The sequence below is a fragment of the Aeromonas sp. MdU4 genome (assembly GCF_041929505.1).
Lineage (GTDB): Bacteria > Pseudomonadota > Gammaproteobacteria > Enterobacterales > Aeromonadaceae > Aeromonas.
The window spans coordinates 242,677-265,467 of the sequence record NZ_JBHFMW010000001.1 but is presented as its reverse complement, the minus strand read 5'-3'; the positions used below and the strand labels follow the sequence as shown (position 1 = coordinate 265,467).

Sequence of the window (22,791 nt, the reverse complement as noted above, 5' to 3'; positions counted from 1 at the left end):
GGACGAGACAGTTCATGCCAATTAACTCCATCACTTTGCACCGGGTCTGGCGAGGTCAGACAGGGATGTCGGTGGTGTTGGCCTTGGTTGTTTTATGTGGAGTGTTGATGATGCGTACATCATCTCGACGATTTGCAGTGCATCCGCTGGTGTTGTCCCTTTTTGCCCTGCCAGTTCTGGCCCAAGGGACTGTGCCTGCCGCCGCTCATGAAACCATGGTGGTGACGGCGAGTAAAACCCGGCACAGTGAACTGACCGCCCCGGCCAGCGTCTCTGTGGTGACCCGGGCCGAGCTCGACAAGCTCAATGTCAATGATCTGACCGGCGCCCTGAAACAGTTGCCGGGGGTCAATATTAGCCCTGCTACCAGTTATGGCCGCAGCGAGATCAAGTTGCGCGGGCTGGAGGGGGATTACACCCTGTTGCTGGTCAATGGCCGGCGTATCAGCTCCCGCGACGCCCTTACCTCCGGTTATGGCAATGATTTTGATCTCTCCGCCATCCCCATGGCGGCCATCGAGCGTATCGAAGTGATCCGCGGCCCCATCTCCTCCCTCTACGGCGCAGACGCGCTGGGTGGGGTGGTCAACGTCATCTTGCGCCAACCCGGGGAGAAGACCGAAGCAGCGGCCACCTATACCTTCAGCGACCCCACCGACGGTCATGGCGGGGATATCAACAAGGCGAGCGCCTATGTGGGCGGGGCGCTGATCGACAACAAACTGCTGGCCAACCTGGTGGTGGAAGGGAACCACAGAGATGCCTGGCAGAGCGAGCAGAGCATCAACCCCAATGCCGATGCCATTGAGCTGCGTGAAAAGCTGGGGATGCTCTCCAGCGTCAAATGGTTGATCGATGATCACCAAGATCTGGATGTAGGGATGAACTACGCCAAAGATGATCGGGAGGCCCACTGGAACAACTACGGTCAGACGCCGCGCAATATCCAGCAGATGGAGCGATTGGGGCTCAATGCCACCCACGTCGGCCGTTGGGATCAGTTCGACAGCCGGGTCGGCTATGCCTTCGAGCAGGTTGACCTGTTTGATGATTCCGAACTGATGACGGCGTTGAGCAAGACCAGCGGCGATGTGAGCCAGACCAACCATACCTTCGATGGCCAGCTGAGCGGCTATCTGGGCAGCCACTTGCTGACCAGTGGTGCCGAGTACCGCATCACGGAGCTCAAGCATAACGTCAACCTCAAGGGGGGCGATGTCAGCGTCAACCAGAGCGCGCTCTATCTGCAGGATGAGTTTGGCTTTGGCGATCTGGCGTTGACCCTGAGTGGCCGCGTCGATCACCACGAGACCTATGGCACCGAGTTCAGCCCCCGCGGTTATGCCCTCTACAGCCTGACCGACAACTGGGTGGTCAAGGGCGGCATTGGCAAGGCATTCAAGGCACCGACCATTGCCCAGTCCAACCCGGACTATGCGGTAGCCGCCTGTCGCGGTCGCTGCGCCGTGGTGGGCAACCCGGAGCTGAAACCGGAAACCGCCGTCAGCTACGAGCTGGGCACCGCCTATGATGGTTCGTTCTGGGGCGCCGGGGTTACGGCCTTCCACAACGATATCAAGGACAAGATCCAGAGCGAGGCATGGACCGCCACCTGGCGTCCGGCGGTGATGACCTATCAGAACGTCAGCAAGGCCCGCATCAAGGGGGTGGAGCTGAGCGGCTGGTTTGATATCACCGATGCCCTGACCCTCTCCAGCAACGTCACCCTGATCGACGGGGAGGACAAGACCAGCGGCAAGGATCTCTATCGGACGCCGGAGCATACCGCCAACGCCAAGCTGGAGTGGCAGGTCATCGAGAGCCTGAGTACCCAGCTCGGCTGGAACTACACCGGCAGCCAGATCCTTCCGGTTCCGCGCATGAGCGGCACCACCTATGAGACCACCGCCGGATTCCACACCCTGGATGTCGGGGCAGTCTGGAACGCCACCCGGGCACTGGATCTGAAGTTCGGACTCAACAACCTGACCAATACCAAGCGTGACTGGGTTGCCACCGAGGCCGATCAGATCCTCGACGGGCGCACTGTCTATGCCGGTGTGGCCTACAAGCTGTAATGACTGAACGGGAGCCCGCATTGGCGGGCTCCCGTTGTTGCCACGGCATCACCCCGGGTGATGGCTTTTATTTCAACCACATGTATTTCAACAACATGCGCATTGCCACCATAAGGAGTTAAAGGGTGTTTAGAGACCAGACCTCGCTGTTCTGGCTGGGATTGTTCCTCCTGTTCATACTGCTTTGTCTCTCGCTCGCCACCGGTGCGGGCGTCTATGGTGCCCGCGAGGTGCTCGGCTACCTGATGGGAGATGTCCGCTGGGCTGGCGACGAGAAGCTCGCCATGGTGCTCAATACCTTGCGACTGCCGCGCACCCTCTGCGCCATGGTGGTCGGCGCCTCTTTATCTCTGGCTGCCTCTTTGTTGCAGAGCGCGACCCGCAACCCGCTGGCGGAGCCCGGTCTGCTCGGGGTCAACGCCGGGGCCGTCTTTGCACTAGTAGTGGGGCTCACCTGGTTCGGGGTGGAGTCCGCCTACGGTTATCTGCTCTGGGCCGGACTCGGCGCGCTGCTGGGTAACGTGATTGTGCTGGGGCTCGGCATGATGATTGGCCGCTCCAACCCCCTCAAGCTGATTCTGGTCGGGGTGGCGCTCTCGGCCACCTTCGGCGGTCTCTCCAGCTTTCTGCTGCTCTCCAACAAGATGGTGCTGGAGCAGTACCGCTTCTGGAACCTCGGCTCCCTGTCGGCGGCCAATCTCGATGCCATCGTTGCCGTGCTGCCCTTCGTGCTGGCGGCGTTGGTCATCACCTTGCTGCTCTGTCGCCAGCTGACCCTGATGCAGATGGGGGACAGTCAGGCCCAGGCGCTGGGGATCCGCCCCAACCGGGTGCGAATTGGCGTGCTGCTGGCCGCCACCCTGTTTACCGCCAGTGCCATCGCCATCGCCGGCCCCATCGGCTTTGTCGGCTTTCTGGCCGCCTACTGTGGCCGACTGGTGGAACCGGTGAAACTGTCGGTGCAGGTCTGTTTCTCCGCCCTGTTCGGCATGCTGTTTCTGCTGTTGGCAGACATTCTGGCGCGCTGGCTGATCCAGCCGTTCGAGCTGCCCAACGGGGTTATTCTGGCCCTGATCGGCGCGCCTGTGCTGATCGCCATCGTTCATCGCGGGGGCTTTCGTTCCCTGCTGACCGTCAAGTGAGGGGTTGATGCGTACACCTACCGATATGCTCTGTCTGCGGGCAGGCAACCGCTCTTTGCTGCTCCATCTGCCAAGCTGGCGCTGGCTGGTACTGCTTGCCGTGGCGCTGCTGGCGCTGGGTCTGCTGGCCCTGAGCGTTGGCGGCGGCAAGCTCGGCTTTGCCGGGGTGGTCAACACCCTGCTGGGGGAGGGGACGCGGCTTGAGCAGCTCACCCTGTTCAAGATCCGGTTGCCACGCATCCTTGGGGTGGTGGTGGCGGGGGCCGCCATGGGGCTCTCCGGCTGTCTGGTGCAGACTCTGGTGCGCAACCGGCTGGCTACCCCCGACATGGTGGGGGTCAACAACGGCGCCTCCTTGGCCATCATCGTCTTCTCCCTCTACCTGACCGTGGGCAGCTGGCCCTGGTGGGCGGCACCTATCGGCGCCATCTTCGCGGCGTTGGTGCTCTATGCCCTCTGCCGCAAACCGGGTGAGCAGGGCTATCTGTTCGTGGTGATCGGCATTGGCCTCTCCGAGCTGTTCGAGGCGCTCGGCCAGTTTGTGATGTCCACCCAGGCCTTGCTGCACCTGAGTTCCCTCTATCTGTGGAACATGGGCAGCTTTATTGCCGTGGGTTACAGCACCATCACCCCCATCGCCATCCTGTTGCTGCTGATCTGCCCCTGGATTGTCTATCTCTCCCGCTCGCTGGCGGTGCTGCGCTTTGGCCCCGAGATGGCCAGAGGGCTTGGCGTCAACGGCGATTTGGTACAACTGGGAATTTTGGCGCAGGCCATTCTGGTGGCGGCGCTCGGCACCGCCATCGGCGGCCCTGTGGTCTTTATCGCCATGGCTGCTCCCATTCTTGCCTCCTGGTTGGTGAAAGACCGGGTGGTGCCGCTCTGGCTGGCGGCGCTTAGCGGTGCCCTGCTCCTGCTTGCCAGCGATACCCTGGTCCGGGTGCTGGCCAGCCCCCACGAGGTGGCGACAGGCATCATGACCCGCATTCTCGGCGGCCTGTTGCTGCTGTTTCTTCTTGTTAACGATCGCCAGAGGGCTGACTGATGACGCTCACCGTAAATCGCCTCCATTTCACCTATCAGCAGACCCCCATCCTGCGGGACATCTCCTTCAGCTTGCCGAGGGGCAAGCTGGTAGGGATCGTCGGCCCCAACGGCTGCGGCAAATCGACCCTGCTCAAGCTGCTTTCCGGCCAGATGAAAGCCCAACGTGGCGAGATCCTGCTCAAGGGCAAGTCGCTCGCCAGCTACCCCATGAAGGGGCTGGCACGGGAGCTCGCCTATCTGCCCCAGCGACCCACCCTGCCTGCCGGCATTCTGGTGGAGCAACTGGTGCAGTACGGCCGCCACCCCCATCAGGGCTGGTTCAATCAGTGGGGCGAGGAGGATGCCCGCATGGTGCGCAGTGCCTGCGAGCGGATGCAGCTTGAAAGCATCTGGCAGCAGAGCGCAGCGTCCCTTTCCGGTGGGCAGGCGCAGCGGGCATGGCTTGCGATGATCCTGGCGCAGGACAGCGACATGGTGCTGCTCGACGAGCCCACCAGTGCCCTCGATATCGGTCACCAGACCGAGGTGATGGAGGCTATCCACCGCATCACTGCCGAGGGCAAAACCGTGCTGCTGGTGATCCATGATCTGGCGATGGCGGCCCGCTATTGCGACGAGCTGATCGCCATCGGCAATGGCGAGATTGCCGCCATGGGCCCGGCCCGGGAGGTGGTGACCAAGTCTCTGATCGATCGGCTTTACCAGACCAGTGTCGACATTCTTCATGCCCCCAGTGACGGGGCGCCCATTATCGTTCCGCGCCGTCACGAGCATGGCCGCGCCCTGCGTGTAGCGAGCTGAGTTAGCGGGTCTGATCGACAGGTCCACATATTGATCCACGCGGCCGATTATCCGGGCCGCGCAACGAGAAGGAGTAAGATGATGAAGCGTTTTGCCTCACTGGCAGCAGCCATCCTGATGCTGGCCGCGCCGCTGGTTCAGGCGCAGGAGATGCGTGAAGTGACCGATGCGTTTGGCCAAAAGGTGCAGGTGCCGGTCAAACCGCAGCGGGTGGTCGTGCTGAGCGAGCCTGATCTCGACAGCATCCTGACCCTGGGGTTGACCCCCATCGGTGCCGTCAATGGCCGTGGACAGCCGACCTTGCCCCGCTATTTGCTAAACAAGGCTGGGGTTGGCATTCAGGTGATCGGCGATCTCGACAGCCCCAATCTGGAGTCGCTGATTGCGCTGGAGCCTGACCTTATTCTGACTGGTCAGACTCGTACAGGGCTGCTGACGCTGCTGGGGGAGATTGCACCGACCGTGGTGACCGGCAAGTGGGGTGAACCGTGGCAGGATATGTTCCGCCGCACCGCTTATACCCTCAACCGCGACAAGGAGGGGGAGGCTTTCCTCAAGCGTTATGAAGAGCGGTTGGCAGAGGCGCGCAGCAAGCTGGCCAACCATCAGGGGGAGAGCATCAGCATAGTGCGCTGGAACCCCAAGGGACCGAGCTTTATGTACTCCGGTACTTTCGCCAGCAGCGTGGTAGAGTCGATGGGGCTGGTGCGACCGGGCAAACAACAGGGTACCGGAGCTCCTCACTCGCCAGCGCTCAGTCTGGAGTCCCTCAACCTGCTGGATGCCGACTGGCTGGTGGTCGGTACCCTGAGCGCCACCGGTGATGCGGTGGATGCCATGCGTCAGGCGGAGCAGACCCCCGCTTTTCAGCAGTTGCCGGTGATCAAGGCCAAGCGTTTTGGCGCTGTAGACGGGTCGCTCTGGACTTCGAGCGGCGGCCCGCAGGCGGCATTGCAGGTAATTGCAGATGTGGAGCAGTTGCTGGCAACCCGCAGCTGAGCTGCCATTGCACAGCTGGGGTTGACCAAAAAGTTAACCAAGAGAAGAGGGAGGCTGATGCCTCCCTCTTTGCTTATCCGCACGGCCCCATGCTAGCCGGGTGTTTACTGCGGTTCGATTTGGGTGATGGTGAGCTTGCCACCCGGGTTTTCGGCGTGAAAACGCACCGCATCCCCCACCTTCAGATCCTTGAGCAGGGCCGGATCAGCCACTCGAAATACCATGGTCATGGCGGGCATCTTGAGGTTGTCGATCGTCTCGTGCTTGATGCCGACCTTGCCGTTGGCTGCGTCGATGCGAGTGATGACCCCCTTGGTCATCATCATGTCGCCCATCTCGTTCATGCCCTCCATTTGCCCCATCTGGCTCATGTCGTGGCCCTGATGGCTCATCATCTCGGCAGCCTGCAGGCTGGTGTGGGTAGCGAGACCCATCAGCAGGGTCAGTGTCAGCGTCTTGTAGTTCATCCTGGTTTCCTTGTTTGGCTTATGGGGTTGTTGTTTGTCTGGTTGAAAATGGTCTGTTCATCAGTGTGATGACTCCTGCTGATCCGCGGTGGTCAGCTGTTGCAGGGAACGACTGCGCCACAGGTAGTAGGCGGCGGGCAGTACCAGCAGGGTCAGTACCAGCGCGCTCACCATGCCGCCAATCATGGGGGCGGCGATGCGCTGCATCACCTCGGAGCCGGTACCGTGGCTCCACATGATGGGCAACAGGCCGGCGATGATGGTCACTACCGTCATCATCTTGGGGCGCAGGCGCAGGGCGGCGCCGTGGATCACCGCCCGGTGCAGCCCCGCCTTGTCCGGCTTGCCGCTGGCGACGAGGTCATCCCAGGCGTGGTTGAGGTAGACCAGCATCAAGACGCCGGTCTCCACCGCCACCCCGGCCAGAGCTATAAAGCCCACCCCGACCGCTACCGAGAGGTTGAAGTCGAGCAGCCAGAGGGTCCAGATCCCGCCCACCACTGCCAGCGGCAAGGTGGTGAGAATGAGCAGCACCTCCTGGAAGCGGCGAAACGCCAGATAGAGCAGCAGTACGATAATGGCGATGGTCAATGGCACCACGTAGGCGAGGCGCGCCTTGGCCCGCTCCATGTATTCGTATTGCCCGGACCAGGTGAGGGCGTAGCCCGCTGGCAGCACCAGCTGCTTATCCACCTCGGCCTTGGCCTCATCGACGAAGGAACCGATGTCGCGGCCGCGGATATCGACGTAGACCCAGCCGTTGAGGCGCGCGTTTTCACTGCGCAGCATGGGCGCCTCGTCGCTGATATAGACCCGCGCCACGTCCGCCAGCGCGATGCGCGCGCCGCTCGGGGCCACCAGCGGCAGCAGCTCCAGACTGGCTACCGAGTTGCGATAGCTCTGGGGGTAGCGCAGGTTGATGGGGTAGCGCTCGCGCCCCTCGATGGTCTGGCCCACCTCCATGCCGCCCACCGCGGTGGCGAGCACCGCTTGCACGTCGGCGATATTGAGGCCGTAGCGGGCAGCCTTGAGTCGGTCGATATCCACCTTGACGTAGCGGCCACCCGCCACCCGCTCGGCGTAGACCGATGAAGCGCCCTCCACCTTGCCGACAATCTGCTCAAGCTGTTGGCCGAGCTGCTGGATCACCTTGAGATCCGGCCCCGCAATCTTGATGCCGACCGGGGTCTTGATGCCGGTGGCCAGCATGTCGATGCGGGTCTTGATGGGGGGGACCCAGGCGTTGGTGAGGCCGGGGAAGCGGATGAGGGAGTCGAGTTCTTCTTTCAGCTTCTCCGGGGTCATGCCGGGGCGCCACTGATCCCGGGGCTTGAGCTGGATGCTGGTCTCCATCATCACCAGATCGGCGGGGTCGGTAGCCGATTCGGCGCGCCCCGCCTTGCCGAACACGTTCTGCACTTCGGGCACGGTACGAATGAGCTTGTCGGTCTGCTGCAAAATCTCCCGCGCCTTGCCCACCGAGATATTGGCCGCTGTGGTGGGCATGTACATGATGTCCCCCTCATCGAGCGGCGGAATGAACTCGGAGCCCAGGTACTTGAGCGGCCAGAAGCCCGCCACCGTCACCACGGCGGCGATGGCCAGGGTGGTTTTCGGACGGGCCAGCACGGCCTTGAGCAGTGGCACATAGCCCTGGCTCAGCCAGCGGTTGAGCGGGTTGGCCTGCTCCGCCAGCACCTTGCCACGGATGAAGTAACCCATGATCACCGGCACCAGCGTGATGGCGAGCCCGGCCGCGGCGGCCATGGCGTAGGTCTTGGTGTAGGCGAGGGGGTGGAACATCCGTCCCTCCTGCGCCTCCAGCGCGAACACCGGCAGGAAGCTGATGGTAATGATCAGCAGGGAGAAGAAGATGGCGGGCCCCACTTCTATGCTCGCCTCGGTGATGATCCGCCAGCGGTTCTTGTCGGTGAGCGCCTCCCGCTCCATGTGTTTGTGGACGTTCTCGATCATCACGATGGCGCCATCCACCATGGCGCCGATGGCGATGGCGATGCCCCCCAGCGACATGATGTTGGCGTTGATCCCCTGCAGGTGCATGACGATAAAGGCCACCAGAATGGCGATGGGCAGGGTGATGACTACCACCAGTGACGAGCGCAGATGGAACAGGAAGGCGAGACAGACCAGCACCACTACCGCGAACTCTTCCAGCAACTTGCCGGAGAGGTTGTCGATGGCTCGTTGGATAAGGTCGGAGCGATCGTAGACGGTGACGACCTCCACCCCCTCCGGCAGGCTGCTTTTCAGCTGGGCGAGCCGCGCCTTGACCCCGTCGATGGTGTGTTGGGCATTCTCGCCGTAGCGCATCACGATGATGCCGCCCACCACTTCCCCCTCACCGTTAAGCTCGGCAATGCCACGCCGCATCTGGGGTCCGGTGACCACATCCGCCACGTCCCCCAGCAGCAGCGGGGCGCCGCGCACAGTGGTGCCGAGCGGGATCTGCTTGAGGTCTTTGACGCTCTTCAGATAGCCGTTGGAGCGCACCATGTACTCCGCTTCCGCCATCTCGATGACGGAGGCGCCGGTCTCCTGATTGCCCTGCTTGATGGCGGTTTCGATAAGGGAGAGCGGGATGCCGTAGGCGCGCAGCTTGTCCGGGTCGACCCGTACCTGATACTGGCGCACCATGCCGCCCACGGTGGCGACCTCGGAGACGCCATTGACGGTTTGCAGCTCGTATTTGAGGAACCAGTTCTGCAGCGAGGTGAGCTCGCTGAGATCATGCTTGCCGGTTTTGTCCACCAGCGCGTACTGGTAGACCCAGCCCACCCCGGTGGCATCGGGGCCGAGCTGGGGGCGGGCAGAGGCAGGCAGATTGGGGGCCACCTGACTTAAATACTCCAGCACTCGGGCGCGGGCCCAGTAGAGGTCGGTGTTGTCGTCAAACAGCACATAGACGAAGGAGTCGCCGAAGAAGGAGTAGCCGCGCACCGTGGTGGCCCCCGGCACCGCCAGCATGGCGGTGGTGAGCGGGTAGGTCACCTGATCCTCCACCACCTGAGGCGCCTGGCCCGGATAGGAGGTTTTGATGATCACCTGCACGTCGGAGAGATCCGGCAGAGCGTCCACCGGGGTCTGTTTGACCGACCAGAGCCCCCAGGCGGTGAGCATGACAGTCAGCAGCAGCACCAGAAAGCGGTTGCCCACTGACCAGCGAATGATGGAGGGGATCATGATCTGGCTCCTCCCTCTTGGCGTGGCGTGAACGGCAGGACATGGTTGCTAGTCAAACGGTAAGAGCTCGACGGGATCATGACTTGGCTCCCATATCGTGCTGGCTATGGTCCATGCCTTCCATCTTCTCCATCTCATCCGTTGCAGGCTTGGCGGCGTCGCCGGTTGCTGGCGCTTGCTCCTGATGAATGGTGGTGATGCGGTACTCATCCCCCTCCTGCATTACCTGCAGATGGAGGGTCTGCCCCTCGGCCAGTTGGCTGATATCGACCCCGTCGGCGACGGTGAACTCCATCTCCATGGCAGGCCACTGCCACTCGGGGATGGGCTGGTGGGAGACCATCAGGGTGCGGTTGGCCAGATCGATGCTTTCAACCTCGCCTTGGGTCCACACTAGGGCGGGGCGCACCGCCGTCATGCGCTGGAAGTCCGAATCGATGGCCGATTCCGAGTCGAGCAGAAACTGGGCCGAGCTGACGATGTTATCCCCAGCCTCTACCCCTGCCTTGATGGCGACCTTGTCGCCAAACTGGGGGCCGAGAGTGACGGCGACCGACTTGAAGTTGCCATCCCCCAACGCCAGCACCAGCCGGTCCTGACTGCCGGTGCGGATCACCGCTTCGCTCGGCACCACCAATTGCGGTTCTCCCTTGCCCGCCTGAATCGTCACCTTGGCGAACATATTGGGTTTCAGGAACTCGTCCGGGTTGGCAAAGCGCAGTCGCACCTTGAGGGTGCGGGTGGCGGCATCCAGAGTCGGGTAGAGGTAATCCACCTTACCTTGCCAACTGCGGCCGGGGGCATAGTCGAGGGTCATGGTGACCGGATCGCCCACCTTCAGCTGGGCCGCCTGGCGCTCAAACACTTCGGCGCTCACCCACACCTGCTTGAGGGTGCTGATGTTAAAGAGTGCCGCGGCGGGCTCCACATACTGGCCCTCGCGCACCTTGAGCTCGGAGACATAACCGCTGCTCGGGGCATAGATGCGCACCGTCTCCTGCACCTGACGGCTGCGCTTGAGAGCCGCTATCTGATCTGCCGGTACCTGCAGCGACTTGAGCTTGCCCTCGGCGGCGCGCAGCAGCAGCGGATTGCTGGTGTTGAGGGCGAGCAGGTATTCGTGCTGGGCATTGACCAGATCCGGAGCGTAGAGCTCGTAAATCAGGCTCCCCCTGCTCACCTGCTGCCCCTCGCTCTTGATGGCGAGGGTGCGGATCCAGCCCGCCATGCGGGCGTTGATCGCTTCCAGCCGGTCTTCGTCATAGCCGACATAGCCCACTGTCTCGATCTGCTGGTGGATGGGTAGCTTTTCCACCTTGGCGAGCCGTACCCCCAGGTTCTGCTGGATCTCGGGGCTGATGGTGACGGTGCCGGGTGAGCCGCCCTGTTTTTCCTCATAGACGGGGATAAAGTCCATCCCCATGTTGTCCTTGGCGGGGGCATCGCGCTTGTCGCGCGGATCCATGGGGTTGACCCAGTAGAGCGGTGTCTTCTCCTTGGCAGTGGGGCCAGCACTGGTCTGTTTGGCGGCCCAGTAGCCGCCACCGGCGCCGAGGGCCAGCAGCAGGGCTGACATCAGGATGGTTTTGTTCATGACTGGCCTCCCTGCAGGCAGAACGTGCAGGAGGATAAGGCTTCCGCGAAGGCAGCAACCTTGGACGGTGAAAAGTGGGCTGGTGACATGATACGTCTTCTCTTGTACAGGCCGCCGGGCGGTGATGAGCAAGACATCACCCAAGGGACTGGCGGCAAACGGGGCGCTGCTGACGAATCAGCAGACGCACGGCTCCCTGCTGCTGGCGGGGCCAGTTATCACAGGGTCAGGCAAGGCGTGCAGACACGGGCAAGGTCAATCTTGCCGCAGGCACGCAGTAGAAGATCGTTCTAGTGACGGAGCACCGACAGCATCAGATGCCGGCGTGGCCAGGAGGGAGGGTGAGAACCACGGCTGCGCAGGAAGGGATCCCGTAGCCAGTGATCGAGGCGATGGCTGGCGGCCCCCAGATAGGGGAGCAGCAACAGCGGCAAGATCAAGAGAGAGAGCAGCATGCCAAACAGCGGCAGGGCACTGGCGGCGCCAGAGACTCCCGTCTGCATCTGACAGTCACCGCTCATGGTCGCCTCATCTCCCATTCCCTGATGGCAGGAGAGAGGGACGGCACTGTTTTGGTGTTCCACCATGGCTATCGGTTTGATCATCTCACCACCTTTCATCGACATGATGTGGGTGAGGGAGACCGTTTGCCGGTATGACTCGTCGAGGGATGGGGTTGCTCCATGCCAGCTGATGCAGAGGGTCAGATTGCAGATGAGCAGCAGCGCCAGCAATAGCCGGGCCAGAGCAACAGAGGGCAATCTTGCAGCAAGCTGGGTGAGTGACAATCCGAACATCCTTCGGGAGCAGATGGGTAAACTGTAAACCTTGCCACGAGGTGAAGGTCAATGGTGGCGCCAGCGCGTAGGGTGATAGCGACAATAGTTAAGCAGTGCTTAACTATTGTGTATGCCAAACACTAATGAAGCTGGCCTCTTATATCTTTAGGATCCGCACCCGTCAGTTGCCACTATTGAGTGACACCCCGTTATTTGGCTCCCGAATGCCGGTTGCAGCGAAGATGGGTCGTGCACGACATGCTTGCCAGACTATGACCAATAGCGTGACGCCATAAACGAGCAACATAAAGCCGTTGGCTTCCTGGCAACTGACCGCCCCACATTGTCACGTCGCGGGTTTGACGTGTACCCCATGTCGAGAGTCAATTTTATCCACTTTCAGGAGTATCAAAATGCAGCAACGACTGCTGTCGCTGATGCTTGCCGCTTTGCTGAGTCCATCAGCAGTGGCTGGCGGCCTTGCCCTTTATGAAACCAGTACAGCCAACAGTGCGCTGGCCAACGCAGGGGCTGCCGCCCGTGCTCAGGGGGCAGATACCATCGCCAGCAATCCGGCCGGTATGACCCGGTTGGAAGGTACCCAGCTGCAGGTCAATGGCGGTGTGGTATACGGCGATCTTGAACTGGATCTGGACAATGGCGGCAACAACGGCGGCAATGCCCTGCAGACGGCCCCCCTGGGTAGCGTCTATCTGACCCATGCGCTCAATGAGCAGTGGGTTGCCGGTATCGGTATGTTCGGCAGCCATGGTTTGGGCATGGATTATGGTGATGGTTGGGATGGTCGTGGCTATGTGCAGTCAGCCAAGCTGACCGGCATCGCGTTTGCGCCGAGCCTGGCTTATCGCATCGATCCCCAATGGTCTCTCGGGTTTGGCCTGATCGCCATGCATGGTTCGCTGGAGTCCTCACTCGATCTGACGCCTGGCATGGGAGATGGCCGCAAGTTTTCCGATAGCGACTGGGCCTATGGCGCCTCCTTCGGGGTGCTCTACGAGCTGGATCAGCACTCCCGTATCGGTCTGAGCTACTACTCCGAGTTGCAGTGGGCGCTGGAAGATCAGTTGTTTCCCGGTATCGGTGGTGCAGGCCTGGACGTCGACATGATGATCCCGCAAACCGTCACTCTGAGTGGTTATCACCAGCTCAACGACCAGTGGGCCTTGCTGGCCAGTGCCAACTGGCAGCAGTGGTCCCGTTTCGGCGATATCGGTGTCGGGACTGCCCTCGGTAGCCGAACCATTGATATGCACTACCAGGATACCTGGCATGCCAGTCTGGGGGCCCAGTTTGATGTCACCCCTGCACTGCGTTTGAGCAGTGGTATCGGCTATGACAGCAGTGCAGTGAGCGACGAGTACCGTACCGTGATGCTACCTGTCGGCTCCGGCTGGCGTTGGGGGCTGGGAGCCAGCTATCAACTGAGCCCGGCTACCAAGCTGGAAGCCAGCTATACCCTGGCCTGGCTGGGGGATTTGTCGGTGGATCAAGATGGTATTGGGCGCCCTCACTTGTCTGGCACCTACAACAACAGTTATCTCAACTTCTTCAATATCGGTGTCCAGCACCAGTTCTGAGTCTCAATTCAAGCAGGCCCCCACAGGTTGGGGGCTTCTCCATGTCGTTCTTCAGCAGAGCGTTGCAGGCGATGACATGGGGGGCCATCAAGGCCTGTCTGTTTGATAAAACTATCCCCGAGGAGCATTCGATAATGTCATCCCCACTCACATCCTCGCCGGTTCGCTGGCTATGGCGTCTGGCGTTTATTCTGATGACGGTCGCGTTAGTGCTGATCTTCTCGCAAGGGGCCCACATCTATCCCGTGGAGGCGGCCCAGTTCAGCCATCCGTTGCCAGCCATCATGCCGTTGCTCGACTCAGAGCTCTTTATGGGCGTGATCACGGTCGTCACCCTTTATGTGGTGCTCTATCTGGTCTATCTGCTGTGGCGACTGCATGAGATCGCGGTGCATCGTGCCAAGCTCTCCGAATCGGTTCATATCACTCTGGTGTTTGCCCTCTCGCTGTGCGGGCTGTTTATCGACAAGACCTGGTGGGTGCTGGCGGTGATCATTGCCTTTGCTCGCTGGGATGTGCTGGCTGAACGGATGAGCCAGATCATTGGTCATGGCATTCGTCGGGGCCGTCATGAAGGGGAGCCATCATGAAAGAGATCCTGCTGCCCTATATCCTGATTGTCTGGCTGCTGGTCAAACTGAAAGTATTGCCATGGAACCTCAAGACCGGTTTCTGGAGCACCGCGATCGGAGCCTTGCTGGCGCTGGGGCTGCTGATCACCTCGCGCCATCTGGCGCCGGTGGATTTCACCGATTCGGCCACCGTCAAGGCGCCTCATGCGGTGTTGAGCCCACTATTGGGGACCAGCCAGTTTCACCAGATCGACATGATCCATGTCGGGCATAACCAGCTGGTGCAGCGTGGTCAGCCTATCTATACCCTCGCCAACTGGGAGAGCGATGGCAAGGCGCAGGCACTCGAGCACCAGATCTCGGCCCAGCATGCCCAGATCACCGCTGAACTCAGCCAGCAACGGGCGATCCAGTCACGACTGACCCTGAATCGCAAGGAGCTGGCGCGATTGACCCAGTTGGGCAGTTTTTCCAGCATTCAGAGCCGTGATCAGCTGCAGACCCAGATTGATGGCGATCTGGCACAACTGAGTGCCAGTGAGGCCAAGGTGAAGGCCATCGAATCCCAGGTGCTGAATCTGGAGACCGAGCTGGCTCTGCAGGCGCGGCGTAACGAGGAGAAGGTGATCCGGGCGCCGTTCGATGGTCAGGTGTCGGTGGTCAATCTGGCCAACGGTTCCCGTACCGGCAACATGCACCTCTACGATATTTCACGCAAGTTTCTGGAGTTCCGCATTCCTGATCAAAGCTTTCGCACCATAGCGCCGGGCCAGTTTGCCGAGTTTTATGTGAATGCTTATCCGGGACGGGTGTTTCGAGCGCGGGTTCATTCGATCCGTACCGGTACCGGCGAGGCGCAGATGAATGCGATGCAGGGGGATCAGCATGTGCGCCAGCATGTGGGCAATAACATGTCCAGCCATGGTCGTACCGTGGTGCTCGACATGCTGGAGCCGGAAGAGGTGGTACTGCCCATCGGCGCAACCGGATCGGCCTGGATTTCTGCGAACAAACCCCATCCGCTGCTCGGCTTTATCGATATCATCGGTGGGGCGACCGTGCGGCTCAAGGCGATGAAGGCCTATCTGTTTGCCATGTAAATGGCGGACATAAAAAAGCCCCTCCGTGTGGAGGGGCCAGGTTTGATGGGCAGAAAGGTCAGACCCGTTTTTCCGAACTGCGCATGATGAGCCGGAAGAAGAGCGGGATAAAGAAGATGGCGATAAAGGTCGCCGCCAGCATGCCGCCGATGACCGGCCAGCCGAGGGCATGACGGCTGGCTGCACCGGCACCACTGGAGAGCACCAGTGGCACACAGCCGAGGATGAAGGCGAGCGAGGTCATCACGATGGGACGGAAACGCAGGCGCGCCGCTTCCAGCGCCGATTCGATAAGGTTCATCCCCTCCTCGTGTTTCATCACCGCAAACTCCACGATCAGAATGGCGTTCTTGGCGGCAAGACCGACTAGGGTGACCAGACCAATCTGGAAGTAGACGTTGTTGGTGAGCCCGACCAGCCAGGTGGCCAACAGTGCGCCGAACAGGGCAAACGGCACGGCGGTGATCACCGCAAACGGCAGGCTCCAGCGTTCATATTGAGCTGCCAGAATGAGGAAGATCATCACGATACCGAAGCCGAATGCCATGCCAGCACTGCCTGCAGAGGCTTTCTCCTGATAGGCGGAGCCGGTCCACTCCAGTTTGGCATCGTTGCCCAGCGCCTCATTGGCAACCTCTTCCAGCGCAGCGATGGCTTGACCCGAGCTGTAGCCAGGGGCTGGCTGCGCCATGATCTTGGCCGCCTGGAAGATGTTGAAACGCTCCACCAGCTCGGGACCGGTGGCATCACGCACCGTCACCAGACTGCTGAGCGGGATCATCTCGCCACTGTTTGAGCGCACGTAGACATTGCGAATGTCGCTCTTCTTGGCGCGGTAGTCCGCCTCGGACTGCAACTGTACCCGGTAGGTGCGGCCGAACTGATTGAAGTCGTTGACATAGACCTGACCGAAGGTGGCCTGCATGGTGTCAAACACTGCGTTGATCGGCAGCCCCAGCGCCTTGGCCTTTTCGCGATCCAGATCCATGTAGACCTGTGGCACGTTGGCGCGGAAGGTGGTGGAGACGCTGGCAAACTCGGGGCGTTGTTTGGCTGCCTCCAGGAAGCGTTGTACCTCACCCGAGAACTCCTGGGCATTGCCGGAGCCACGGTTCTGCAGATACCCCTCCAGCCCCCCGGTGGTTGACATGCCCTGGATCGGCGGCGGGTTGAAAGAGGCCACAAAGCCATCTGCCAGCCCCATCAGGCTCATCCCTTGCAGCGTCTTGGCCAAAGAGAAGGAGTCCTGTCCGGTACCTTGCCGTTCACTCCAATCCTTGAGGGTAATGAAACTGAGACCGCTGTTACTGATGATGGCGTTGGAGAGAATGTCAAAGCCGGAGAAGGTGATGACATCTTTCACATTGGGGTTGGCCATCGCCATCTGGTCGAAGTTGTTCGCGACCGCCTGGGTGCGGGTCATGGCGGCTGCATCCGGCAGCATGACGGCGGAGATGAGATAGCCCTGATCTTCGTTGGGGACCAGTTCGCCCGGCACCTTCATCAGCAGTGCGTAGATAGAGACGACGATGAAGGCGATGATGGTGAACGCGACGCCTACCCGGCGGTTGAGGAAGGCGACACCGCGCACATAGCCACGGGTCAGCTGGTCAAACTTGTCGTTGAACCAGACGAAGAAGCGGGCCGGTTTGTGGTGTCCCTCTTTGAGCAGCACGGCGCACAGCGCGGGTGACAGGGTCAGTGCCACCAGACCGGAGATGGCGACCGACATGGCGACCGTGATGGCAAACTGCTTGTACATCACCCCAGTCATGCCGCCCATAAAGGCGACCGGCAGGAACACGGCACAGAGCACCAGCACAATGGCGACGACGGGGCCCGAGACCTCCTGCATGGCGAGGATGGCCGCCTCTTTGGGCGAGCACTTTTTCTCGCTCATGATCCGCTCGACGTTTTCCAGTACCACGATGGCGTCATCCACCACGATACCGATGGCGAGCACCATGCCGAACAGGGTCAGCAGGTTGATGGAGAAACCGAGTACCAGCATGCCGGCGAAGGTACCGATCAGGGATACCGGCACCGCGATACAGGGGATCAGGGTGGCGCGGAAGTTCTGCAGGAACAGGTAGACCACCACGAACACCAGCACGATCGCCTCGAACAGGGTGTGGACCACCTCTTCGATGGAGATCTTCACGAACTCGGTGGTGTCGTAGGGGATCTGGTACTCGATATCCTGCGGGAAGCGCTCCTTGAGTCGCTCCATGGTGGCGTGCACCGCATCGGCGACCGCCACGGCGTTGGCGCCCGGTTGCAGATAGGTGGCGATACCGATGGCCGGTTTGCCGTTGGCGCGGGCGACCAGATCATAATCCTTGCCGCCGAGTTCGACCCGAGCGACATCGCGGACCCGGATCTTGGAGCCATCGGGCATGGAGCGGACGATGATGTTCTGGAACTCTTTTACATCCTCAAGACGCCCCTTGGTCTGTACCGTATAGGTGAAGTCGATGGGGGCCGTGGTGGGCTGAGCACCGATCTTGCCTGCCGCGAACTGGGTGTTCTGCTCGCGAATGGCGCCAATCACGTCGCTCGGGGTGAGTTCAAGCTGGGCCAGTCGATCCGGCCGCAGCCAGATCCGCATGGCATAGTCGGTACCGCCAAACAGGGTGGTATCGCCGATGCCGGGAATCCGCTTGAGCTCGTCAATGATGTTGAGCAGGGCGTAGTTCGACAGGTAAGTCGTATCAAACGAGCCGTTGGGTGATTGCAGGGTGACCACCTGCAGGATGGCCGTCGATTTCTTCTTGACCGTGACCCCCTGTTTTTTCACCTCTTCCGGCAGCTGGGCCATGGCGGCCGAGACCCGGTTGTTGACGTTGATGGTGGCCTGATCCGGATCGGTGCCGATCTCGAAATAGACGTTAAGGTTCATCTGGCCGTTGGAGGCGGATCCCGACTGCATGTAGATCATCCGCTCCACGCCGTTGATCTGCTGCTCCAGCGGTGCCGCCACGGTTTGGGAGATCACCTCGGGAGTGGCGCCCGGATAAAAAGCGGTGACCGAGACCACCGGCGGAGTGATCTGGGGATATTGCTCGATGGGAAGCGCGCGCATCGCCGCCAATCCGCCCAGCACGATAATGATCGAAATCACGCTGGCAAAGATGGGGCGCTCTATGAAGAACTTGGAAAACATACGAGCTCCTTACTTGGCCGCAGCGTGGCTGACCATCTTGGCGGTGATCGCCTTCATCTCGGCGGCAGAGACAGGTTTCACGACGCTGCCGGGACGGGCCTTCATCAAGCCTTCGACGATATAGCGCTCACCTGCCTGCAGGCCGCTCTCGATCAGCACGCCGGAGTCGACCACCGCGCCCAGAGTCACCGGACGGGGCACCACCTTGTTGTCGGCATCGACCACCATCACCATGCGGTCAGCCTGTGATTGCACGATGGCGCGGGGCGGTACCACGATGGCGTTTTTGCGCAGCCCCAGATCGATGGTCATGCGGACAAACTGGCCGGGCAGCAGTACGCCATCCTTGTTGTCGAAAATAGCGCGGGCACGGATGGTGCCGGTCTGGGGATCGACCCGGTTGTCGGAGAAGTTGAGCTTGCCCGCTTCAGGGTAGACAGAACCATCGGCCAGACGAATATGGGTGCGCCAGGTGGTGGCATCCAGCGCCTGAATCACCCCTTTTTTCACCGAGTTTTCGAAGTTGAGACGATCCTGCTCCGAGTAGGAGAAGTTGACGTAGAGGGGGTCGAACTGGGTGATGGTGGTCAGCAGACCGTTGTCGCCGCTGGTGGAGATGAGGCTCCCCTCGGACTGGGAGCTCTTGCTCGCCATGCCGCTGATGGGGGCGGTGACCTGGGTGTAGCTGAGGTTGAGCTCCGCTTCTTTTACCTTGGCCTGAGCCGCCTGATGACTGGCGATGGCGGCTTCGTAGTTGGCGATGGTGTCGTCATAGTCCTTGCGGCTCACTACCTGACGCTTGAACAGCGGAATGATGCGATCCCGATCGGCGCGGGCCTTGTTGAGGCGGGCCTGCTCCTGAGCCAGGGAGCCCTTGGCTTGTTCCAGCGCCACCTTATAGGGCTCGGGATCGATCAAAAACAGCTCCTGACCGGCGCTGACTGGCTGACCCTCGACATAAGTGCGCTTGAGCAGGATGCCACTGACCCGGGAACGGACGTTGATCTCGCGAAAACCGGCGGTTTCACCCACCATCTCGGTCGTGAGCGGCACATCGGTTTGGGTTGCTTCAGCGACCACCACTGGTACGGGGGGGATAGCCTGCGCCGTCTGGGTCTTTTCACCGCCACAGGCTGTCAGTCCGCCAAGTAGCGCCAGGGTCAGCAAGCTGCGTTGATAAACCGCTCTTCCAGCATTGGGCACCTTCATCATCACACTCCTGTTGGATCGATTTCGGTTGCTGCGTTCAGCACATTTTTCCATACACATCATTAACTTCATGATTAAAAAAACAACTTTTTTATGAGTGGAATGAGACATGATAGGGCTGCAACCTTGAACCCAGCCTTCTCAAGGTTGCAAGGCGTTGTCGGTTGGCGAAAAAAACGGCCAATTGAACCACGGTGTCGATGTGGATCAGCGAGGGGGATCGCTTTGAGCGAGGGTGTTCAGCAACATGGTGCTGCTCTTCGGGTGATAGCCATTGAGGGCGGAGAGGTGTTCGGCAGTCGGTCCATGGGCTACCAGATGCCCCGCTTTCAGCTCGATCAGGGTAGTGAAGTTGCGTCTGACAAACTCGGCATCGTGACTGATGGCGAGAATGGTGGTGCCCTTTAGCCGTTCGCTGGCCAGCCACTGTTCGAGGATGGCCAGCCAGTGGGGATCGAAATCCCGGCTCGGCTCGTCGAGCAGCAACAGCACTGGTTGCATGGCATGGAGGCAGGCTACCGCTACCATCCGCCGTTGACCAGCGTCGAGATCCAGAGGATGGGTTGCCGCCCACGGGGTCAGCTCGCACTGTTCCAGAGCCGCCGCGACCCGCGCCCGGATCTCCTCTCGCGGCCGCTTTTGCAGGCGCAGGCCAAACGCGATTTCCTCGTCGACCCGGCTATGAAAGAGCTGGCGCTCAGACTCCTGAAACAGAAAGCCGATTTGCTTGGCGCGCGCCAGTGCCTGCTGCGCACTGAGCGCCTGCTGTTGCCAGCTCACCGTGCCGGAGGTGGGGGCCAGCAGACCCGCCGCTAGTCGCAGCAGGGTCGATTTGCCTGCGCCGTTATCCCCGACGATGGCGACCTGTTCCCCGCTGGCAATCTGCAGCGAGATGTCGTTCAGGCAGGGATGGTCCGGCGCCCATGAGAAGCAGAGGTGGTCAAAGCTCAGCATAAAACTCCCGCAAAATGGCCAGAGGATAGGGGTGATGGCGCGGGTCGCGCATCTGCAACGCCTCGCGCAGGGAGTCTGGCAGGATCACTCGCCCGGGCAGATGGGGCAACACAGTGCCAAGATCACCGCTTGCAAGCGGATGGCCATGGTCGAGCAGCAGGAATTGCTCGCAATAGTGAGCGGCCGGAAAAAGCCGTTGCTCCAGCAAGATGACACTGCAGCCGCTCTGCTCGCTGTAACGGCGGATCTGGCGCAGCATGGTATGAGTCGCCGCCGGGGTTAGACGGCTGAAGGCTTGATCCAGGATCAGCAGCTTGGGTTGCATCGCCAGGGCGCAGGCCAGCACCACCCGCTGCGCTTCTCCCCCTGACAGGGAGAGGGGATGTTGCATGGCAACTGCTTCGCAGTGGCAGATAGCGATAGCGTCAGCGACCCGTCGGGTTAGGTCGGCCAGCGGCAGTGCCATATTGGCCGGGCCAAATGCCACCTCGTCAGTCACCGAAAAGCAGCAGCCGGAAAATTGCAGATAGGGGGATTGCTGTACCCATTGGCGCTGGGCTGCCAGTTCATTGAGCTGGCCGGTGTCGTGGGGACTGTCGAGAATAGTGCCTCTTCCCGCCAGGGTATCGAGGTGTAATTGTGACCAGCCTCCCGCCAGCAGTTGGGCCAGTAGCGATTTTCCAGCGCCGTTGCCACCCAGTATCGCCAGCCATTCGCCTGCGCCCACTTCAATATTGAGGGGCCCCAGCTGAAAGTGGTCTGGGTGGGCCGCATTGCCGATGGTCAATCCATTGAGCGATATCATGGCCACCATCTCCAGACAATTTCCAGCAGCGCCAGCAACAGCAGCAGATAGCGCAGCAGTGGTTCATAGTGGCGCTGCGGGATCTCGACCACGCGGGTGCGGGTCGGCTGGCTGCGAAAGCCGCGCAGATCCAGCGCCATGCTGCGGGTTGCCAGCTCGCTCAATGCCTGCCCGACCAGCGGCGAGAGCAGGGGGAGGGTGGCTCGCAGCCTGGCCAACGGATTGCCGTCAAAGGGCACGCCGCGTGCCAGTTGGGCCTCCTTGATAGCGCGCAGCTGGTGGCCGAGCTGCTCCTTGAGCAGCAGCGGGCCGCAGCAGAGATAGGCGAGTGCGATGGGCAGTCGGCTGGCAAACAGCGCGTGGACAAAGCGCTCGGTTGAGACAGTGCGTAGCCAGAGCTGGGCACTGGCCAGACAGGCAAACAGGCGACACCAGAGCGGCAGAATGGGAAACGCCTCGCTGGCAGGGAGTTGTGCCGCACTGCCGAGCAGGATCCGCAGCCAGGGGCCATGTACCAGATAGAGGCCCAACCCCAGCGGCAGCATCACTGCCAGCACCAGCTTGAGCCCGGCTCGTGCGCCAGGCAGCACAATCAAGGCCAGCAGTGGTAACAGACTCCAGCCCCAGAGCCAGGGGGGCGGAAGCACGCTGGCCGTGACCGAAAACCACAGCCAGAGTGTCAGGGAGGTAAACGGGTGCATCAACGCACGGCAGCCATCTGCGGGAAGTTGCGCAGGGTGCGCTGCGGCAGACGACGTACCAGTCCCCAGACGATCAGCACGGTCAGCAGCTTGTCCAGCAGGTTGGTACCCAGCACGGTGACGGCGACCGACTCTTGCAGGTCGCTGCCCATGGCGTGCAGGTAGGCGACGACAAAATCAGCCCCGCTGCCGGTCGCCCCGCCAAACAGGTAGGAGCGGACGGGAACGGCGACCAGAGTCAGTGCCAGGGTGATAACTACGCTGCTGATGGCCACCTTGGGCAGCGTGTTGAACCAGCCCGCGCGGGCCATCAGTCCGGCGCTCAGGCCGATCATCATGGCGACCGGTGCAAATGCAGCGGCGATGGGGCCGGTGAGCAGGCCCCACACCAGGTTGGTAAGCAAGCCGGTGGCGACCGCCATCCAGGGGCCCGCCAGCACGGCGCAGAGCACAGTTCCGATGGAGTCGAGGAAGATGGGCAGCTTGAGCATGGAGACCGCTTGTCCCGCGACCATGTTGATGGCGATGCAGATGACCATAAAAGCCAGGTTGTAACTGGAGAGTTTATTAACAAACATATT

18 protein-coding genes are annotated in these 22,791 nt (G+C 61.1%); 8 read left to right on the top strand and 10 right to left on the bottom strand.

Going from position 1 to position 22,791, the window contains the following annotated elements; genetic code table 11:
- Nucleotides 1-110: 110 nt before the first annotated feature.
- From ACE1BR_RS01185 to ACE1BR_RS01165, 5 genes are all read left to right on the top strand, one after another.
- Entirely contained in the window at nt 111-2,078 is a 1,968-nt protein-coding gene (locus tag ACE1BR_RS01185; protein ID WP_374866855.1) for a TonB-dependent receptor domain-containing protein, read from the top strand.
- Nucleotides 2,079-2,203: 125 nt separating this feature from the next.
- Complete coding sequence (locus ACE1BR_RS01180; RefSeq protein WP_374866853.1) at nt 2,204-3,220, top strand: FecCD family ABC transporter permease; 1,017 nt, start codon at nt 2,204-2,206, stop codon at nt 3,218-3,220.
- Between the two features lie 7 nt (nt 3,221-3,227).
- The gene (locus tag ACE1BR_RS01175) at nt 3,228-4,265 is read left to right on the top strand and encodes a FecCD family ABC transporter permease (RefSeq protein ID WP_374866851.1); all 1,038 of its coding nucleotides are present in this window, start codon (nt 3,228-3,230) and stop codon (nt 4,263-4,265) included.
- Nucleotides 4,265-5,068 (top strand): ABC transporter ATP-binding protein, encoded by an 804-nt coding sequence (locus ACE1BR_RS01170; protein WP_374866849.1) that lies wholly within the window; start codon nt 4,265-4,267, stop codon nt 5,066-5,068. Before ACE1BR_RS01175 ends, ACE1BR_RS01170 begins: the two co-directional genes overlap by 1 nt.
- 81 nt (nt 5,069-5,149) lie before the next feature.
- Nucleotides 5,150-6,067: an ABC transporter substrate-binding protein gene (locus ACE1BR_RS01165; protein ID WP_374866847.1), complete on the top strand. Its 918-nt coding sequence runs from the start codon at nt 5,150-5,152 to the stop codon at nt 6,065-6,067.
- Nucleotides 6,068-6,171: 104 nt separating this feature from the next.
- Here the strand turns inward: ACE1BR_RS01165 and ACE1BR_RS01160 are convergent, their stop codons facing one another.
- The 4 genes from ACE1BR_RS01160 to ACE1BR_RS01145 form a co-directional block, all read right to left on the bottom strand.
- Entirely contained in the window at nt 6,172-6,534 is a 363-nt protein-coding gene (locus ACE1BR_RS01160) for a copper-binding protein (RefSeq protein WP_374866845.1), read from the bottom strand.
- Between the two features lie 60 nt (nt 6,535-6,594).
- Complete coding sequence (locus ACE1BR_RS01155; protein WP_374866843.1) at nt 6,595-9,735, bottom strand: efflux RND transporter permease subunit; 3,141 nt, start codon at nt 9,733-9,735, stop codon at nt 6,595-6,597.
- A 76-nt stretch (nt 9,736-9,811) separates the two neighbouring features.
- On the bottom strand, nt 9,812-11,329 hold the full coding sequence (locus ACE1BR_RS01150; RefSeq protein WP_374866841.1) for an efflux RND transporter periplasmic adaptor subunit: 1,518 nt from the start codon (nt 11,327-11,329) through the stop codon (nt 9,812-9,814).
- A 290-nt stretch (nt 11,330-11,619) separates the two neighbouring features.
- Nucleotides 11,620-12,117 (bottom strand): hypothetical protein, encoded by a 498-nt coding sequence (locus tag ACE1BR_RS01145; protein ID WP_374866839.1) that lies wholly within the window; start codon nt 12,115-12,117, stop codon nt 11,620-11,622.
- A gap of 404 nt (nt 12,118-12,521) precedes the next feature.
- On the opposite strand from ACE1BR_RS01145, the gene ACE1BR_RS01140 reads away from it, so the two are divergent.
- The 3 genes from ACE1BR_RS01140 to ACE1BR_RS01130 all read left to right on the top strand — a co-directional run bounded on the left by ACE1BR_RS01140 (nt 12,522) and on the right by ACE1BR_RS01130 (nt 15,378).
- On the top strand, nt 12,522-13,706 hold the full coding sequence (locus ACE1BR_RS01140) for an OmpP1/FadL family transporter (protein ID WP_374866837.1): 1,185 nt from the start codon (nt 12,522-12,524) through the stop codon (nt 13,704-13,706).
- A gap of 134 nt (nt 13,707-13,840) precedes the next feature.
- A complete protein-coding gene (locus tag ACE1BR_RS01135; protein ID WP_374866835.1) occupies nt 13,841-14,296 on the top strand; it encodes a hypothetical protein in 456 nt (151 codons plus the stop codon).
- Nucleotides 14,293-15,378, top strand: a complete 1,086-nt coding sequence (locus ACE1BR_RS01130) for an HlyD family secretion protein (RefSeq protein ID WP_374866833.1) — start codon at nt 14,293-14,295, stop codon at nt 15,376-15,378. The genes ACE1BR_RS01135 and ACE1BR_RS01130 overlap by 4 nt, the downstream gene beginning before the upstream one ends.
- A gap of 58 nt (nt 15,379-15,436) precedes the next feature.
- On the opposite strand, the gene ACE1BR_RS01125 is transcribed toward ACE1BR_RS01130, so the two are convergent.
- From ACE1BR_RS01125 to ACE1BR_RS01100, 6 genes are all read right to left on the bottom strand, one after another.
- On the bottom strand, nt 15,437-18,541 hold the full coding sequence (locus ACE1BR_RS01125; RefSeq protein ID WP_374866831.1) for an efflux RND transporter permease subunit: 3,105 nt from the start codon (nt 18,539-18,541) through the stop codon (nt 15,437-15,439).
- A gap of 9 nt (nt 18,542-18,550) precedes the next feature.
- A complete protein-coding gene (locus ACE1BR_RS01120) occupies nt 18,551-19,750 on the bottom strand; it encodes an efflux RND transporter periplasmic adaptor subunit (RefSeq protein WP_374866829.1) in 1,200 nt (399 codons plus the stop codon).
- 207 nt (nt 19,751-19,957) lie between these two features.
- The gene (locus tag ACE1BR_RS01115; RefSeq protein ID WP_374866827.1) at nt 19,958-20,704 is read right to left on the bottom strand and encodes an energy-coupling factor ABC transporter ATP-binding protein; all 747 of its coding nucleotides are present in this window, start codon (nt 20,702-20,704) and stop codon (nt 19,958-19,960) included.
- Nucleotides 20,691-21,509 (bottom strand): energy-coupling factor ABC transporter ATP-binding protein, encoded by an 819-nt coding sequence (locus tag ACE1BR_RS01110; RefSeq protein WP_374866825.1) that lies wholly within the window; start codon nt 21,507-21,509, stop codon nt 20,691-20,693. The genes ACE1BR_RS01115 and ACE1BR_RS01110 overlap by 14 nt, the downstream gene beginning before the upstream one ends.
- Nucleotides 21,506-22,210, bottom strand: coding sequence for an energy-coupling factor transporter transmembrane component T (locus ACE1BR_RS01105; protein ID WP_374866823.1), 705 nt, complete (start codon nt 22,208-22,210; stop codon nt 21,506-21,508). The genes ACE1BR_RS01110 and ACE1BR_RS01105 overlap by 4 nt, the downstream gene beginning before the upstream one ends.
- Nucleotides 22,210-22,788, bottom strand: a complete 579-nt coding sequence (locus tag ACE1BR_RS01100) for an ECF transporter S component (protein WP_374866821.1) — start codon at nt 22,786-22,788, stop codon at nt 22,210-22,212. The genes ACE1BR_RS01105 and ACE1BR_RS01100 overlap by 1 nt, the downstream gene beginning before the upstream one ends.
- Nucleotides 22,789-22,791 lie beyond the last annotated feature (3 nt).

Bases quoted from the DNA above. Each gene is read 5' to 3' on its own strand.
- ACE1BR_RS01185 (WP_374866855.1), top strand. From the start codon at position 111: ATGCGTACATCATCTCGACGATTTGCAGTGCATCCGCTGGTGTTGTCC.
- ACE1BR_RS01175 (WP_374866851.1), top strand. From the start codon at position 3,228: ATGCGTACACCTACCGATATGCTCTGTCTGCGGGCAGGCAACCGCTCT.
- ACE1BR_RS01170 (WP_374866849.1), top strand. From the start codon at position 4,265: ATGACGCTCACCGTAAATCGCCTCCATTTCACCTATCAGCAGACCCCC.
- ACE1BR_RS01165 (WP_374866847.1), top strand. From the start codon at position 5,150: ATGAAGCGTTTTGCCTCACTGGCAGCAGCCATCCTGATGCTGGCCGCG.
- ACE1BR_RS01160 (WP_374866845.1), bottom strand. From the start codon at position 6,534: ATGAACTACAAGACGCTGACACTGACCCTGCTGATGGGTCTCGCTACC.
- ACE1BR_RS01155 (WP_374866843.1), bottom strand. From the start codon at position 9,735: ATGATCCCCTCCATCATTCGCTGGTCAGTGGGCAACCGCTTTCTGGTG.
- ACE1BR_RS01150 (WP_374866841.1), bottom strand. From the start codon at position 11,329: ATGAACAAAACCATCCTGATGTCAGCCCTGCTGCTGGCCCTCGGCGCC.
- ACE1BR_RS01140 (WP_374866837.1), top strand. From the start codon at position 12,522: ATGCAGCAACGACTGCTGTCGCTGATGCTTGCCGCTTTGCTGAGTCCA.
- ACE1BR_RS01135 (WP_374866835.1), top strand. From the start codon at position 13,841: ATGTCATCCCCACTCACATCCTCGCCGGTTCGCTGGCTATGGCGTCTG.
- ACE1BR_RS01130 (WP_374866833.1), top strand. From the start codon at position 14,293: ATGAAAGAGATCCTGCTGCCCTATATCCTGATTGTCTGGCTGCTGGTC.
- ACE1BR_RS01125 (WP_374866831.1), bottom strand. From the start codon at position 18,541: ATGTTTTCCAAGTTCTTCATAGAGCGCCCCATCTTTGCCAGCGTGATT.
- ACE1BR_RS01120 (WP_374866829.1), bottom strand. From the start codon at position 19,750: ATGAAGGTGCCCAATGCTGGAAGAGCGGTTTATCAACGCAGCTTGCTG.
- ACE1BR_RS01115 (WP_374866827.1), bottom strand. From the start codon at position 20,704: ATGCTGAGCTTTGACCACCTCTGCTTCTCATGGGCGCCGGACCATCCC.
- ACE1BR_RS01110 (WP_374866825.1), bottom strand. From the start codon at position 21,509: ATGATATCGCTCAATGGATTGACCATCGGCAATGCGGCCCACCCAGAC.
- ACE1BR_RS01105 (WP_374866823.1), bottom strand. From the start codon at position 22,210: ATGCACCCGTTTACCTCCCTGACACTCTGGCTGTGGTTTTCGGTCACG.
- ACE1BR_RS01100 (WP_374866821.1), bottom strand. From the start codon at position 22,788: ATGTTTGTTAATAAACTCTCCAGTTACAACCTGGCTTTTATGGTCATC.